Origin of the sequence: Foetidibacter luteolus (assembly GCF_009650435.1) — a bacterium.
GTDB lineage: Bacteria > Bacteroidota > Bacteroidia > Chitinophagales > Chitinophagaceae > Foetidibacter > Foetidibacter luteolus.
In genome coordinates, this window is record NZ_VVIP01000059.1 from 190,241 (window position 1) to 205,538 (window position 15,298).

Sequence of the window (15,298 nt, forward strand, 5' to 3'; positions counted from 1 at the left end):
TAAAGATTAAATGTTAACAGGATAAAAACTGCAAGGGGTTGGATGTTCCTGCTGCGCATTGTTGTGTTGTTTGCTATGTAACAATATCGTTCAACAAAAAATTCCTGCCGCATGCGGCAGGAATTTTTCGAAAGCCTGAACAATTACATTCTTATCATACGCCTGCCACCCGGGCCTGGAGGGCCGAATAACTCATCCATCTTTTTTTGAAAATCCGCTCTTGTAATATGCTGGCCATCTTTGGGCAGGGCCAGTTCTTTGCTGTTCACTTTTTGCTCAATAGCTGCTGCGGAAAAAACAACTTCCCCCTCATTCATGTCAAGCAGTAAAATGGCGCCGGGCAGGCCGCCAAAGTTTTCCGGGCCCGCGGGTGTGGCAATATCTTCCGCGTACCAGGCAGTTACATTGCTTCCGTTCCTGGTAGTAAGTGTGGCTTTTTTACAGTTGTGGCCTAATATGTTCTTTGTTTCTTCGGCCAGCTTCCAGGGCTGCAGCCTTATGCTGTCATCAATAATATAATTTTTGTCTGCCAGTTCTGTTTGCTCCTGTAACAATTGCCTGGAGAAATTTTTGTAAATAACACTGCCTTCGCCGGGGCCCATGCGTATTACAACCCTGGCGCCGCCATTATCCTGGTCAAATGGGTCTGGTGCCTCTTCTTCCTTAATGGCCTTATACACAGAAATGCTGTCGCTGAAAAGCAGTATGTGTTGCGTGGTCCTGAATTGCGGCAGCATGGCCTTCATTTGCTCATCTTCCATCCTGCGGTGTACATCTACCTTGCGTTGGTAGGTAATGGCGCCCTGCTGCGCATGCAATGCGGTAAGGCTGCTAACCAGCAGGCTGCACAGTATCATATTTTTCATAATTTAAAGTTTGGTTTCAAAACTATGCCCGGGGCTTGTTAACCATTCTTGCTCTTAGGTTAATTAAGGTTAATGCGTTGCCGGTGGCTAATGCTGCCGCTTATTTTTGCAGGATGAAGAAAAAACTTGGTTTATCTAAAATACTGATGGCCGCTACCATTATGTTGATAGCGGCGTTTCAGTGTTACTGGATAACCAGGCTGTATAAAGAAGAACGAGATAACCTGCGCAAAGAAACGGATGTGCTGTTTAGAGAAGTACTGTACAAACTGCAGTTGCAACGCCTTAAGTCTGATACCAACTACACAAAGCATGGCCTGCCGGATAACCTGTTTGCATTTGATGTAATGAATGAACTGAGGCAGAGAAGAATAAACGGCCCGGGGCCAGGAAACAGGAAAGGGGATACCATGGAAAAAAAGCTGGTTATTTCCATGAACGTCAGAACGCCGGGGGAAGAGCCGGGATTTTTTCCCGGTACAGATTCCTTCAATATGCCGGTTTTGCCGCCGGGCCCGCCACGGGTGGTAACGTTTATAAACAAGGGTGGGGGCCTTATAGATTCGTTGCCACTGTCAGTAATTGACTCTGCCTACAAAGCAGAACTTGCCAGGAACAGCATTAGTCTTTCCTACGGTATCCGGTGTATAGCTGCCAGGCCGGAACAGGCAGCTATGCCGCGGCTGCGCCGGGACGAACTGAAAACCAGTTTTATATTCGTTGGTTTAAACCGTTCCTATGCGTACCAGGCAGAATTTGATAATCCTTTTTCCTACATTATACGTAAGCTTAGCTGGCCTATAGTGGTATCGGTATTACTGGTATTGTTAACATTGGTATCCTTTGTTTTTTTGTACCGTAACCTCCGCGAACAACAGCGCCTTTCCGCTGTAAAAAATGAATTCATCAGCAATATTACCCATGAATTAAAAACACCCATTGCTACTGTAAACGTGGCTGTGGAGGCGTTGCGCAGCTTTAATGCACTGGATGACCCTGCCAAAACAAAGGAATACCTGGATATTTCCGCTGCTGAGCTGCAACGGCTTTCGCTGCTGGTGGAGAAAGTGCTGCGGCTTTCCATGTTTGAAACCAGGGAAACCGAACTTAACAAAGAAACCTTTGACCTTAAAACCCTTACGGAAGATGTGATGGCGGTTATGCGACTGCAGTTTGAAAAGCAGGGCGCTACCGTATCGCTGGTAACGGAAGGTGATAATTTTACCATTCTTGCCGACCGTACGCATATGACAAGCGTATTGTATAACCTGCTGGATAACGCGTTGAAGTATAAAAGGGATAACCCTCAAATTGACATATTTTTAAAGAGCCACAGCATGCATGTGGAAGTAAAAGTGAAAGACAATGGTATTGGCATTGCGCCGGAATACAAGAGCCGTGTATTTGAGAAGTTTTTCCGTGTGCCATCAGACAATGTGCACAACACCAAAGGTTACGGGCTGGGCCTTAGCTATGTTAGCCATATACTTAAACGGCACATGGGTTTTATAGAACTGGAAAGCCAGCCCGGCATCGGCAGTGTTTTTACAGCGCATATACCTTACCGTGAAGCGGATGTGATTTATTTTGACGACAAGCGCCGGGCCTTTAAAGAAACCATTTCACTAAGAAGAAAAAAGCAATGAGCACAAAAATACTTTATGTGGAAGATGAAGTGTTCCTGGGTAAGGTGGTGAAAGAATCGCTGGAAACAAGGGGTTATGAAGTGGTGATGGAGGCTGATGGCGCCAATGTATTGCCTGTGTTCAGGAAGATAAACCCTGATATCTGCGTACTGGATGTAATGCTGCCCAACAAAAACGGCTTTGAACTGGCGGAAGAGATCCGCAGGATTAACCACGACTTACCGCTTATTTTTCTTACAGCAAAAACGCAAACGCAGGATGTGGTGCGGGGCTTCCAGAGTGGCGGTAACGATTTTATCCGCAAGCCTTTTAGTATGGAAGAGTTGATTGTGCGGATAGAAAACGCGTTGCGCAACAAAAAATCCGCTGCACCGCAGCCTGTACCCGACAACGGTATAGCACTTGGCGCTTACACCCTTAACCTTAAGCGGCAGGTTTTGCAATGCGGGAGCGAAGAAAAAAAGCTTTCTTTTCGTGAAGCGGAGCTACTGAAATACCTGTGGCAAAACCGCAACCATATTATTGACAGGAGAAATATGCTTAACGCCATCTGGGGCAACGACTCCTTCTTTAACAGCCGCAACCTGGATGTTTACATTACCAAACTCCGCGGTTACCTCAAAGATGACCCGGCCATTGAAATACTCACCATCAAAGGCGTGGGTTACAGGTTTGTGTGTTAAGAGGGGTAAGCTGTTAGCTACGAGTTGCGGGCTGTGAGCTATGAGTTAAGAGCTGCGAGTTAAAGCCAGCAAGCAGTAGCCTGCATCCTGCAACCAGTTGCCAGAACTTTCCTGGAAATCTCCCGAACCCAGGAGTGACAGTTAAAAAGTTTAAATTTGCATCGAAAAAGCACAGTAAAATGGGACAACTACTAAATATAGCCGACATCAAGGCACTATACCCAGATGAATGGGTATTGCTTGGAAATCCAATTATGGACGAGAGCAAAATTGACGTTCTTTCAGGAATTCCTTTGTTTCACAGCAAGGACAAAAAAGAAGTTTGTTATATCGGTAGGGACAAAACTTCAAACTTTAACAAAATAACACTGATATATACAGGTACTTTCAAACCGGCCAGAAAAATTACAGGCATTTTTAATCGTGTTAAGAATGACCAGTAAATTTAAACGGGAGCCAGAAAGCGGGCTAATGCTTGTAAATATTGAGATTGACAATAAGTATGAGTTGAAAATGATTTTGGATACGGGTGCTACAAATACAACTATTGACAGCAATGCTTTGTATTTACTTGGACACGACCTTAAAGACAGCGCCGGAACTGTGAAAATTGAAACTGCCAATGGAATTATTGAAACCGAAATTTTTGAGATCGATACTTTTGCATCTCTTGGTTTAACAAAAGAAAAATTTCAAATTCAGGTTTACGACTTTTTAGCTCACGGTATTTTTTCAGACTACAATGGGCTTCTTGGACTTGATTTTTTAGAAGGTACAAAATTTTGCATTGACACAAGAGAAAATACAATAACGCTATCTTAGGAAAAGCAATCTCGACAACAGCCTGTTGGCAAGATTGCAGGGCAATGAATATTTTTTGCCGCACCTGCGGGCTCGTTATCGTCAAAGAATTTCACTTCCTATATTCTTTCCTGATAACTTTATTCAGCAACAATTACGGGTCACGACTTGCAAATACCACTTCCTACCTCACCTGTCCGCTGCCTTCCAGCAGCCATTTTTCTGTTACCAGCTTTTCCAGGGCAAAGGGCCCGCGGGCATGCAGCTTTTGTGTGGAAATGCCTATTTCTGCGCCCAATCCAAACTCCTCCCCATCTGTAAACCGGGTGGAGGCATTGGTATAAACGGCGGCAGCATCCACTTCCTGTAAAAAGCGTTTGCAGTGCTGCCTGTTTTCTGATACTATCGCCTCGGAATGTTTTGTGGAGTACTTACTGATATGTGCCAGCGCTTCATCAATGTTCTTCACCACTTTAACGGCACATTTTAGGCTCAGGAATTCACGGTTGTAATCAGCTTCTGTGGCACGCTGCAGGTAAGGGTATTTTTTTAGTATGGCCTGCGCTTTGCTATCCGCGAATATTTCAACTTTTTCTTTTTCCAATAAGGGGGCAAGTTCTCTTAATACCTCTTTGGCTACCGCCGCATCCACCAGCAATGTATCCATAGCGTTGCAAACAGATGGACGGGATACTTTGGCGTTGTAGGCAATGCGTATTGCCTTTTTTAGGTTGGCTTCTTTTTCCACATACACATGGCAAACACCGGCGCCGGTTTCTATTACCGGTACCAGGCTGTTCTTGCGTACAAACTGTATCAATCCATCGGAGCCGCGGGGTATTAATACGTCAATATATTTGGTGGCTGTGAAAAGCTCATTAACCGTTTCCCTTGCTGATGGCAGCAACGTAACACAATCCGGGTTAATGCCGTTTTGTTTCAACACCTTCTTAATGAGTTTTATGGAAGCCAGGTTGGTATGTTCCGCTTCGCTGCTGCCCTTTAGTACGCAACCATTCTGGCTGCGCAGGCATAGTGCCGCAATATCAAAAGTTACGTTGGGCCTCGATTCATACACGGCCGCGGCAACACCCAGGGGCACCGCTATCTTTTGCAGCTTAATGCCATTGGGCAGTGTGTATTTGGTAAGCACTTTGCCGGATGGATTGGGCAGCCTGCTTACCTTTCTAATGCTGTTGGCAATGCTTTTAATGCGTTCTTCGTTCAGCATCAGGCGGTCGTTGCGTTCGTTGGCCGGGTCTTGTTTGGCCAGGTCTTTTTTGTTGGCGGCAATAATTGTTTTGCTTTCTGCTTCCAGCGCACTGGCTAAGGCCAGCAAGGCTGTTTTGATGGTTTTATCTGTAGCCGCCCGTAAATCCTTCGCTGCTTTATGTGTTGTAATAATCAGGTCAGTTGTTGTTTGCATGGTTGCAAATTAATGCAGTTTGAAAAAATGGTTCTTAGGGTCGGTGTTGCTGATGAAAAACTGTGACGCCAAAGGCGGTAACAGCCAAACTACCCTGCGGGAAAAGCCGCGCAGAGAATCCAACAGCAGAAGAGTGCGACGCAACGGAAGCCTCATTCATGTTCCTGCTGCCGGGCCCATAAAGCTTATTCAAATAATTGCGCAGCAATTATTCCTCCGTGTTTCCGTGGCAATATACATCGCCTCACCCCAATTCCTCTCTGCCCGGAGAGAGACAATTACCTGCGTGGCAAACTAAAAAACAACAATGTCATCCGCATGTGCAGCCACGCTGTTTTTCTGGTGCAGGTTTTCCATTATTGCCAGGTAGTTCATCTTTACTTTGGCCACACCTATAATCTGCTGCTCTTCGTTGGTAAGCTGCACTACTTCGCCGGTTTCAAACCTGCCGGATATAGCTTTAATGCCCACGGTAAGAAGGCTTTTGCGCTGTAGCAGGGCTTTGGCGGCGCCTTTGTCAACCTCTATACTGCCGATGGTAATGGAGCCGCTGGCCAGCCATTTTTGCCTTGCCTTAAGGTTGCTTTGCTGTGGTAAAAACGTGGTGCCGTTGCGCTGCTGCATCGCATCCTGAAAAGGGGTGTCGCCCTTAAGCCCGCAGATAACAACACGTATGCCCAGCGAGCTGGCGAGGCGGGTAAAGGTAAGCTTGGACGTCATGCCGCCCAGCCCCACGCTGCTTTTATCGCTGCGTACATAGCCAAGTATGGTGCTGTCAATTTTTTGCACCAGGGGTATAATGTTCTGCGACGCATCCATAAAGCCGCCGGCCGAAGTGCAGAGCAGCAGGCTGTCAGCATCGAAACTGATGGCCAGCAGTGTAGCCAGTTCATCGTTGTCAGAAAACTTCAGCTCCACATTGCTCACCAGGTCGTTTTCATTCACTACCGGCAAAATGCCGTTTTCCCAAAAAGTGTCAAAAGTTTCTTTCAGTTGCAGAAATTGCGGCCGGCTGGAAAAATGGTGCCTTTCGCAAAGCGCCTGCGCTACCGGTATGCGGTGGGCCGAAAAATATTTTTGATAAAGCTGTATCAGCAGCGGGTTGCCAATGGCTGCCGCGGCTTTGCGTTCTGTAAGCGTGCCTTTATAGTTGCGTATATATGCTTTGCCACTGCCTACCGCGCCGCTGGATACCAGCACTACGCGGTACCTGGCGCTTAATTCCGCAATGCCGGCCGCCACTTTTTTAATAACCGTTTTGCTGATGGCGCCATCAGCGGCGGTAAGTACCGCCGAGCCTAACTTAATAACTAATACGGGGTATTGCATCGCCGCAAAAGTAATGCAGCGGCATGTAACACTGCCAGCAAAAAACTAACCGGGTTTTACCGGGCAGCCTTTGGGTAATTTTTGGTAGTGGGCCAGGTGTTTTATATGTTTCAGTTTGGGGCTTTCTGCTTCAGGAATTTTAATCAGGCGGCAGTCCGGGCTATCCGCTGCAAGTCCTCACCACCTTCGCTAAGGCTACGGTGGTTGCGGGCTTTCCGCTTCTATCCCGCAGCCCATCAACTGTATAATTTCAATTAAGCAGCCCACATGGTAGATGTAACAATGATACCACCTACGGCATCGGGTGTACCCATGGCCCGCGGTAAGGCCTTGCCAATAAAGCCGTGGCTTCAGCATCGTTCTTAACGGTGCGTGTTTGCGGGTCGTACACCAGTGGCCGGCCTGTTTTCATAGACAGGTTGGCCATTATGCAGCAGGCGGTGGAAATATGGCCTTCTTCAATATCTGCAACGGGCCTGCCGCCATTTTCAATAGCCTGCAGAAAATTAAGCATGTGCAGCCGGGTGGCCGGTGCGGCGTTTAGCTCTATGTCTTTTTCTTTCAGGTCTTCCGGGTACTTTTCTTTTTCATACACCACATCCTTATGAATTTTTTCGCCTTTCTCAACCGGTATAAAATCATACTGCATGGTGCTGCCTTTTAGTGTGCCTTTTTCGCCATACAGGGTAAAGCTCCAGGGGTATTCAGGGTCTGCAGGGCCACCCCAGGTGCGGTGTTCCCAAACGCAGTTAAGTCCATCATATTCAAACAGGGCAGTTTGCGTATCGGCTATGTTGGATTTGCCTTCTTTCTGCACATAAATGCCGCCGGATGAGGTAATGCGTTTGGGCCAGCCCAGCTTCAGCATCCAGCGGACGGTATCAAACATGTGTACGCACATATCGCCCATAATGCCATTGCCGTATTCCATAAATGTACGCCACCACCGCACATGGGGTATGCCATCGTAAGGCCGCAGCGGTGCAGGGCCTGTCCACATGTCATAATCAAAATAATCAGGCACGGGCTGTACCGCCGGGTTGCCATTGTTGCGCATGTGGTAATAGCAGCACATTTCCACATGGGATATTTTGCCCAGCAGGCCGGCATCTACAATATTATTTTTAGCCTCAATTAAGTGAGGTGTGCTTTTGCGTTGCGTACCTACCTGCACTACACGGTTGTATTTGCGTGCCGCGGCCACCATAGCTTCGCCTTCCAGCACATCTACACTAATAGGTTTTTGAACATATACATGGGCGCCGGCTTTTACCGCGTCAATCATTTGCAGGGCATGCCAGTGGTCGGGCGTGCCGATTAATACAATTTCCGGGGATGTTTCTGCCAGCAGTTTCTGGTAATCTGTGTAAAGCTTTGGTTTTTTGCGGCTTTGCTGGCGCTGGCTTACCATTTCACCCGCGGCGTTTAGCTGGTTTTTGTCCACATCGCAAAGGGCCACCACTTCTACCGGCGCCACCTGTATCAGTCGAAAAAGGTCACTCTTGCCGTACCAGCCTGTGCCGATTAACGCAACACGGTAAGTTTTGGCCGGGGCAGCGCCATAGAGGCCGGAAAAGTTGAATGCACCGAGAGCAAGCGAAGCGGCTGCGCCTTTCAGCAGGCGGCGGCGGTTAATGTCGTACAGGTTCATCAGAAACTCTTAATTACGTTTGGGAAAATATGTTAGCAATCTTCAGCAGGCAAAGCGTTTTCACAGATATGCTTTACAAAAGAAAGATACGATATCACTTTAAAACAGTTTTAATTGTTTTGCTGTTGCAATGGTTTTCATCGGTAAATGGTGTTGGGTTGTTTAATGTCCGGTTGTTTAATGTTCAATGTGGAGGTAAGTGGAATAAACGCGAAAGCTTATTATTTCCCGGAGAGCAATGTCATTAAGTTAAGCATTAAGAAACATGCCAGCCAAAAAAGCCTTCTATAAAAGCCTGCAAGGCTTTACTAAGAATAGCCCCGGTTGCAAACCGGGGTTGCCGCATCGGGGCAGATCAACCCTACAGGGGTTGAACCTTCTGAGTATTCACCCATACAGGGTTGTTGTACGGTTAATTATTCAACCACGGGTTTCACCCGTGGCTATTATCATTTGTGCCCTTCGGGCAAACGGCAGGGTTTTCTGTACCCGGAACATTTATTCAAAACACCGTATCAACGTATCGCACCTACGGCGCTCATTCCAAGCCGGTTCTTTTCTTATCTACTAACATGCCGCCTCTACGAGGCTTTGGTTGTTCAATGTTCTTTTGTTCAACGTTTAATGTAAGCGGTTTAATGAAGACAAACTGGCTTTAATATTCAACAGACTGGTAACTTGTAACCGGTAACTTTCTTCCGGGTGAGGGATTGAAGCGGCTACCCCGGTGAGGCCCCCCTCCAACTCCCCCTGAAGGTGGAGGGTCAGCGCTGCTTTGTGCCGGAGTAAGAGCACAACTGAGTTAAAAGCAACTAAACGTTGCTTTTGACGAAAGTTGCGAACGCAGTTCTGCCCAGTCCGAGGTACGAGGGACAACCCTTGAAAAATTCAATCAGTTTTGCTGTGTTTTGTGAAATGTTGATGCTCCTATTTGAAATTTCTCGCCCCGGGAAAAAGCTCTTCCTGGTACACCTGCCGTACCTGTGTGCGTTTGTTTTCTGCTTTAAAAGGAAAACCATCATTCTCATCCCTTGGGGATAAGGTGAGCACGGGAATACTTTCTTTATTGCTGGCGGTTAAGCTCCGCAGCAGTTTAGACCAATCCTCACAATGCCTTACAATTACATGGATTACTTCTCCCTCTTTCTGCAGCTTGCCTTCTACCATCAACAATTTGGAATGAAGTATTTGTTTGCGGTAAATGTTTTCAAACAGGTTTCTGAACACTACCAGGTTGGCCGTGCCTGTTTCGTCTTCTATAGTAATGAAACATACGCCGCCGGCAGTACCGGGCCGCTGCCTTACAAGCACAAGGCCTGCAACTCTGATAATATCGCCGTTATTACCAGCCGAAAGGTCTTTGGCCTGAACAATATGCAGCAGGTTTAGTTTTTCGCGTATAAAACTTACAGGATGGGCTTTAAGGGAAAGGGCGGTGGCGCCATAATCCTGCACCACATGCTCTGATAAACTCATTTGCGGCAAGTTCACACCTGTTTCGGTGTGGCTTTCTGATGGCTGCCCTGTAAACACTCCGGTGGGGTGATCGTGCAGCGCCGTTATCTCCCACAAAGCCTGCCGCCGGTCAACACCCAGCGACCTGAAGGCATCCGCATCCGCCAGTTTTTCCAGCGCGGCTATAGTAACACCGGCATCCACCAGTTGGTTAATGCTGGTAAATTGTTCTTTGCGCCCGGTAATGAGTTTTTGCATATCATCCTGCCGTAGTCCTTTTACCTGCCTGAAGCCGAGGCGAAGGGCAAAAAGATGGGTAACTTTTTCTTCCAGTATATTATCCCATTGCGAATAATTGATGTCCACCGGCCTAACCTCTACCTGGTGCCTGCGGGCATCGCTTACTATCTGCGCCGAGGCATAAAACCCCATGGGCTGGCTATTTAGCAGTCCGCAGGCAAATACATCCGGGTAATAGCATTTTAGCCAGGAGGAAACATACACCAGCAATGCAAAACTGGCGGCATGGCTTTCGGGAAATCCATAGCTGCCAAAGCCTTCCAGTTGCTTGAATATTCTTTCCGCATATTGCTGCGGGTAACCTCGTTGCAGCATACCGCTGATGAGCTTATCGTGAAACTGTTTAACCATGCCTTTCAGTTTAAAGGTGGCCATGCTTCTTCTCAGTTCGTCGGCTTCTGTTGGTGTAAAGCCGGCTGCTACAATGGCTATTTGCATGGCCTGCTCCTGGAACAAGGGCACGCCCAATGTTTTTTTGAGTATTACTTCCAGCTCCGGTGAAGGATATTCTTCTTTTTCTTCACCGTTACGCCGGCGCAAATAAGGGTGTACCATATCGCCCTGTATGGGGCCGGGCCTTACAATGGCCACTTCAATTACCAGGTCGTAAAAACTTTTGGGTTTAAGCCTGGGCAGCATGGACTGCTGTGCCCGGCTTTCTATCTGGAAAACACCAATGGTATCCGCATGGCCAATCATGTCGTACACGGCAGGGTCATCCTGCGGTATATTGGCCAACGTAAAGTGCCGCCCATGGTGTTGCCTGGCTTCATCAAAACATTTGCGTATACAGGTTAACATGCCCAGTGCAAGCACATCCACTTTCATAAAGCCAAGGGCATCAATATCATCTTTATTCCATTCAATACAGGTACGGTTTTCCATACGGGCATTAAGGATAGGGCAGAGGTGGTGCAGCTTTTCCTGTGTAATAACAAAGCCGCCGGTATGCTGGCCCAACTGGCGTGGAAAGCCGATATACTGCTGTGTTAGTTCCAGCACTTTTTTAAGATGCGAATCTTTAAGGTCAATACCCTGTTCGTTCATGCGGTGCTCATCAAACCATTCATCGGTAAACTCCCACACAGATTTGGATAGCCTGTTTACCGTATCTACCGATAAGCCCATGGCCTTGCCCACATCTCTTATGGCGCCTTTCTGGTGCTGCTGTGTTACGGTGGCTATAATGGCTGCCCTGTCCCTGCCGTATTTCTGGTAGATGTACTGCATCACTTCTTCCCGGCGCTCATGTTCAAAATCCACATCAATATCCGGTGGCTCATTGCGTGCCGAAGAAATAAAACGCTCAAACAGCAGATCGAATTTAGATGGGTTAACAGATGTAATGCCCAGGCAAAAGCATACTGTGGAGTTGGCGGCAGAACCACGGCCCTGGCAAAGAATATCTTTGCTGCGGGCAAAACGCACAATATCATGCACCGTAAGAAAATACGAAGCATAATTCATACGCTCTATAAAGTCAAGTTCGTACTGTATGGTAGCGGCTATTTTTAGTTCAAGCCCGTCTTCAAATATTTGCTGTGCGCCCTGCCAGGTAAGCATTACCAGCTCTTGTTGCGGCGTTCTTCCCCCGGTGGTAAGTTCTTCAGGGTATTGGTACTTCAAACTGTCAAGGCTAAACTGGCAGGCTTCGGCAAAAGCAGCGGTTTGTATTATGGCATCAGGGTGCTGGCTAAACAGCCGCTGCATTTCATCCGCTTTTTTAAGGTAACGTTCTGCATTGGCATGTAATAAAAAGCCGGCATTGTAAATGGTCTTTTTTTCGCGGATGCAGGTTAGTATATCCTGCAGCTCCCGCCGTTGCGGGTTATGGTAATACACATCATTGGTGGCCACAACAGGTAGCTGATAATGGTTTGCCAGTTGCAGTATGCGGAAGATTTTTTTATAATCATTGCTTTCATAACAGCGGGTGGCGCCAATATACAAATCCCTTCCCAGGGCTTCATGGTATTCCTTTACTGATTGCTTAAAACCATCATCAACATCAAAGTTTTCTGTCAGTTGCTCCGGCGCCACTGCAATAAATTTCATGCCTTTGGCATGCTCATATACATCTTTTTTATACAGCAGGCATTTGCCTTTTTCTGTTCTCAGGTTGCCTTTTGTTAGCAGGCTGCACAGGTTGGCGTAAGCTTCTTTATGGGTAGGGTAGGCCAGCAGGCTGGTGCCATCGGCTATGTCTAACCGGCAGCCGGTTATAATGCTGATTCCCCTTTTTTTGGCAGCGGCATGTGCCCGTACAATACCGGCAACGCTGTTCCTGTCTGTTATGGCTATTTTTTTGTAGCCCAGCAATGCGGCTTGCTCCACCAGTTCTTCAGGGTGCGAGGCGCCCCTTAAGAAGCTGAAGTTGGTGGTTACCTGTAATTCAATATAGCTCATAACTGCCTGTTTGTTGTATGTGGGCTGCTGCGGTGAGCAGGTATATTATTTTGATACCAGCAATGGTTTTTCATGGGGACTTCGTTGCGTCGCAAGCACTTCATCGTTCGGTTCATTGGGCGGCTTTTCAGACCCGGAGAGAGAATATCGAACAAGGAACAAGGAATGCTGAATGAAGAATAAAAAGCCACTCACGATTCACCATTCACCACTCACAGATATTTAGCATTCCTTATTCAAAAAACCCATGGATAAACCATCCGGGCTTTACCTGCTCATCATAATGTCCCAACCGGAAAAGCCAGTACCTTTTTCCTTCCTCATCTTCCACAACATAATAATCACGGTGCAAGCCCCTTGCTATCCACCATTCGGCTTCAATGCGTTCACAGGCATCTGCTTTCTTCACTGTATGCAACTTTCCTTTATACCTGAAATTCATGGGTGGGTAATCAGGTATGGGCGCTGTTACTTCAATTTGTTGTGGCTCTCTTAGTAAATGAATGGGCCTTACTTTGCCGGAAGGCCAGGCTATGGAAGGTTGTTCATCCAGGGAACTGGCCAGTTGCAAAGACTTTTCCGGCAGGTGATGTTCCGCAGGCAGGTAACGGTTGATGGCTGCATTACCAAACCTCGCGGCAAGGTTATCCAGCAGTTCTGCCAGTTCGCGGCTTTGAAGGCTGCTGTTGAGTGTAAAAAAAGTTTCCTGTACTGGTTTTACATCTTCTGTTTTTACAGCTTCCAGCACAAACAATTCAATGCCCCATCCCGGTTTTAGCAAACTTATTTCCAGTTCAAAAAGTTTAAAAAGGTGGCTGCCGTTGAGTGATGCATGGTTGGTTTCAACAGAAACCGTTTGTATGTCATCATCTACCCGGTAGCAGTTAAGTACAGCTTTGCGGATTCCTATACCGTTCCGTTGCATGCGGCTGCATAGCTGCTGTAAAAGTTGTTCCAATGCTGCTTCAATGCCTTTTCTTGTAGTAATGGGTTCCATGCAGGGCAACCTTTCCTGCCAGGGTTCAACAGGGCATAAAGGAGTAATGATTTCCTCTTCTAACCCCAATGCCTGGTTTAGCCTTAACAATAATTCTTTACCAAACCTGCGGCGCAATACAGAGCGTTGCATGTTCATAAAACTACCCACCTGGTATAGGCCAAGCTTGTGTAAGCGTTCTGTAACCTCGGCAGGTAAACGTAATGCGGCGGGTGGTAAAGGTGTTATGGACGCAGCTTGTTCTCCTGTACCAATAATGGCTTTTACCCTGCCATATCTTGATATAGCCCATGCTGTACCAATGGTATCTGCTATAGCAACCCTGGTATGGTAGCCTAATTTTTTGAACCTGTTAAGCATATCTTTCAGGTAAGTTTCTTCCCCGCCCCATAAATGGGCGCAGCCGCTAACATCCAGTATTAAGCCATCCGGAAAATCAACAGCTGCAACCGGCGTAAAACGAATGCTCCAGTGCCCCATCTTTTCCAATAACCCGGCCGACAGATTTTCCTGGTCATCTACAATTTGAATGCCGGGCACCAACACTTTTGCATCTGCTGCCACCATACCTGCGTAAATTCCCTTTGCTTTAGCAATAGCCGATACTTCAGTAATGCGTAACCTTCCATGATCCTGCAATGCCAGTGCAAATGCTGTTTGTGCCAGTTGTGGCTGGCGTTTAATTAGCCAGTCTGTTTTTAAATGACGGAACCATATTGCGACAAATCTTTTTTGCATATTCCTTTTCCTGGATTGTTCAAAGTTTAATCTGAGTAAGCTTTACCATTTACTTTGGCCTGGTGTCTTATTGCATTGAACCTTTTAGCCTACTTTCAGCAAAGGCATGCTGATAATTTTACTATCCTGTTTGGTAACATCTGCAAAACTATTACCGGCCCATTCTATCTGCCAGTTGCCGGGAATGCCATTACGCACTTTTTGTAACGCAACATTCCACCTGGGGAAGCCTACACCCGGCATACCTGCCTGCGGCTCACTGGCAATGGAACTGATGCGCCATCTTGAAACACAGGCAATGGTATTGGCGGTACGCGGCTGGTGGCGAAGTATAAAACCGGTAACCCTGCTTTTCTCTGTTGCCAGTTGAAACCTCCTGGACATTTTAAAATCAACATCTTTTACTTCTGCTATTACGGTGGTAAGCCTGTTGCATTTTAATGCTTCTTCCATGGCAAACAGCACTTCTTTTTCTTTTTGCAGGTCTATAAAAATGATTTGATGCGGTTCCAGTCCAAATCTCTTTAACGCAGAAGGAAAGAGTGTCCTTGTGGCGCTTATCCATGCACAGGCGCCCCCAAACTGCATTAACCTGCCTGATAACGCAGCAACAAATGCATTGGTAGCCGCTGCATCTTCAATAGTTTGACTGATGAACTCATGCATGCAGCCGGTGGGAAAAACTGCATTGGGAAAATTTGCTTCAATGGTGGGTATTCCTATGCGCACTGTATTATCAGCAGGTAATGTTTTAAAACCCTGCAGGGTTAAAATATCCTTTTTAACCCGGTTGATAATATCGAGGTTTATTGATTTCAAAATGCTAAATTAATTAGTAATTAATTACTAAACAATTAAGCGTGTAACGTTATTTATATTGTTGGGGCAGTTTAATGTGAAACAGGAGGCGGGGCGGACACAACAATCCTCTTGCAAAGAAATAACAGGTTACTCTTCGGGTGAGGGATTGCAGCGGCTACTCCCGTGAGGCCCCCCTCCA

Annotated in this window: 11 protein-coding genes; 4 read left to right on the forward strand and 7 right to left on the reverse strand. The window is 46.8% G+C overall.

Going from position 1 to position 15,298, the window contains the following annotated elements; genetic code table 11:
• Positions 1 to 143 precede the first annotated feature (143 nt).
• Positions 144 to 866, reverse strand: a complete 723-nt coding sequence (locus tag F0364_RS19495) for a GLPGLI family protein (protein WP_153799478.1) — start codon at positions 864 to 866, stop codon at positions 144 to 146.
• Positions 867 to 979: 113 nt separating this feature from the next.
• On the opposite strand from F0364_RS19495, the gene F0364_RS19500 reads away from it, so the two are divergent.
• The 4 genes from F0364_RS19500 (at position 980) to F0364_RS19515 (ending at position 4,017) form a co-directional block, all read left to right on the forward strand.
• Positions 980 to 2,512, forward strand: coding sequence for a sensor histidine kinase (locus F0364_RS19500; RefSeq protein ID WP_153799479.1), 1,533 nt, complete (start codon positions 980 to 982; stop codon positions 2,510 to 2,512).
• Complete coding sequence (locus tag F0364_RS19505; protein ID WP_153799480.1) at positions 2,509 to 3,195, forward strand: response regulator transcription factor; 687 nt, start codon at positions 2,509 to 2,511, stop codon at positions 3,193 to 3,195. The genes F0364_RS19500 and F0364_RS19505 overlap by 4 nt, the downstream gene beginning before the upstream one ends.
• Before the next feature lie 179 nt (positions 3,196 to 3,374).
• Positions 3,375 to 3,638, forward strand: coding sequence for a hypothetical protein (locus tag F0364_RS19510; protein WP_153799481.1), 264 nt, complete (start codon positions 3,375 to 3,377; stop codon positions 3,636 to 3,638).
• Positions 3,628 to 4,017, forward strand: coding sequence for a retropepsin-like aspartic protease (locus F0364_RS19515; RefSeq protein ID WP_153799482.1), 390 nt, complete (start codon positions 3,628 to 3,630; stop codon positions 4,015 to 4,017). The genes F0364_RS19510 and F0364_RS19515 overlap by 11 nt, the downstream gene beginning before the upstream one ends.
• A gap of 163 nt (positions 4,018 to 4,180) precedes the next feature.
• Here F0364_RS19515 and F0364_RS19520 read toward each other — a convergent pair whose 3' ends face one another.
• From F0364_RS19520 to F0364_RS19545, 6 genes are all read right to left on the reverse strand, one after another.
• Positions 4,181 to 5,422, reverse strand: coding sequence for a glutamate-5-semialdehyde dehydrogenase (locus F0364_RS19520; RefSeq protein WP_153799483.1), 1,242 nt, complete (start codon positions 5,420 to 5,422; stop codon positions 4,181 to 4,183).
• Between the two features lie 294 nt (positions 5,423 to 5,716).
• Positions 5,717 to 6,751 carry a glutamate 5-kinase gene (proB, locus tag F0364_RS19525; RefSeq protein WP_153799484.1) on the reverse strand — a complete coding sequence of 345 codons (1,035 nt, stop codon included), beginning with the start codon at positions 6,749 to 6,751 and terminating at the stop codon, positions 5,717 to 5,719.
• Between the two features lie 292 nt (positions 6,752 to 7,043).
• On the reverse strand, positions 7,044 to 8,402 hold the full coding sequence (locus F0364_RS19530; protein ID WP_153799485.1) for a Gfo/Idh/MocA family protein: 1,359 nt from the start codon (positions 8,400 to 8,402) through the stop codon (positions 7,044 to 7,046).
• A 927-nt stretch (positions 8,403 to 9,329) separates the two neighbouring features.
• Positions 9,330 to 12,563, reverse strand: coding sequence for an error-prone DNA polymerase (locus tag F0364_RS19535; RefSeq protein ID WP_153799486.1), 3,234 nt, complete (start codon positions 12,561 to 12,563; stop codon positions 9,330 to 9,332).
• A 232-nt stretch (positions 12,564 to 12,795) separates the two neighbouring features.
• Positions 12,796 to 14,298 (reverse strand): Y-family DNA polymerase, encoded by a 1,503-nt coding sequence (locus F0364_RS19540; RefSeq protein WP_153799487.1) that lies wholly within the window; start codon positions 14,296 to 14,298, stop codon positions 12,796 to 12,798.
• 84 nt (positions 14,299 to 14,382) lie between these two features.
• Positions 14,383 to 15,117 (reverse strand): ImuA family protein, encoded by a 735-nt coding sequence (locus F0364_RS19545; protein WP_207632776.1) that lies wholly within the window; start codon positions 15,115 to 15,117, stop codon positions 14,383 to 14,385.
• Positions 15,118 to 15,298 lie beyond the last annotated feature (181 nt).

Coding starts and splice junctions, on each gene's coding strand:
- F0364_RS19495 (WP_153799478.1), bottom strand. CDS start 866: ATGAAAAATATGATACTGTGCAGCCTGCTGGTTAGCAGCCTTACCGCA.
- F0364_RS19500 (WP_153799479.1), top strand. CDS start 980: ATGAAGAAAAAACTTGGTTTATCTAAAATACTGATGGCCGCTACCATT.
- F0364_RS19505 (WP_153799480.1), top strand. CDS start 2,509: ATGAGCACAAAAATACTTTATGTGGAAGATGAAGTGTTCCTGGGTAAG.
- F0364_RS19510 (WP_153799481.1), top strand. CDS start 3,375: ATGGGACAACTACTAAATATAGCCGACATCAAGGCACTATACCCAGAT.
- F0364_RS19515 (WP_153799482.1), top strand. CDS start 3,628: ATGACCAGTAAATTTAAACGGGAGCCAGAAAGCGGGCTAATGCTTGTA.
- F0364_RS19520 (WP_153799483.1), bottom strand. CDS start 5,422: ATGCAAACAACAACTGACCTGATTATTACAACACATAAAGCAGCGAAG.
- proB (WP_153799484.1), bottom strand. CDS start 6,751: ATGCAATACCCCGTATTAGTTATTAAGTTAGGCTCGGCGGTACTTACC.
- F0364_RS19530 (WP_153799485.1), bottom strand. CDS start 8,402: ATGAACCTGTACGACATTAACCGCCGCCGCCTGCTGAAAGGCGCAGCC.
- F0364_RS19535 (WP_153799486.1), bottom strand. CDS start 12,563: ATGAGCTATATTGAATTACAGGTAACCACCAACTTCAGCTTCTTAAGG.
- F0364_RS19540 (WP_153799487.1), bottom strand. CDS start 14,298: ATGCAAAAAAGATTTGTCGCAATATGGTTCCGTCATTTAAAAACAGAC.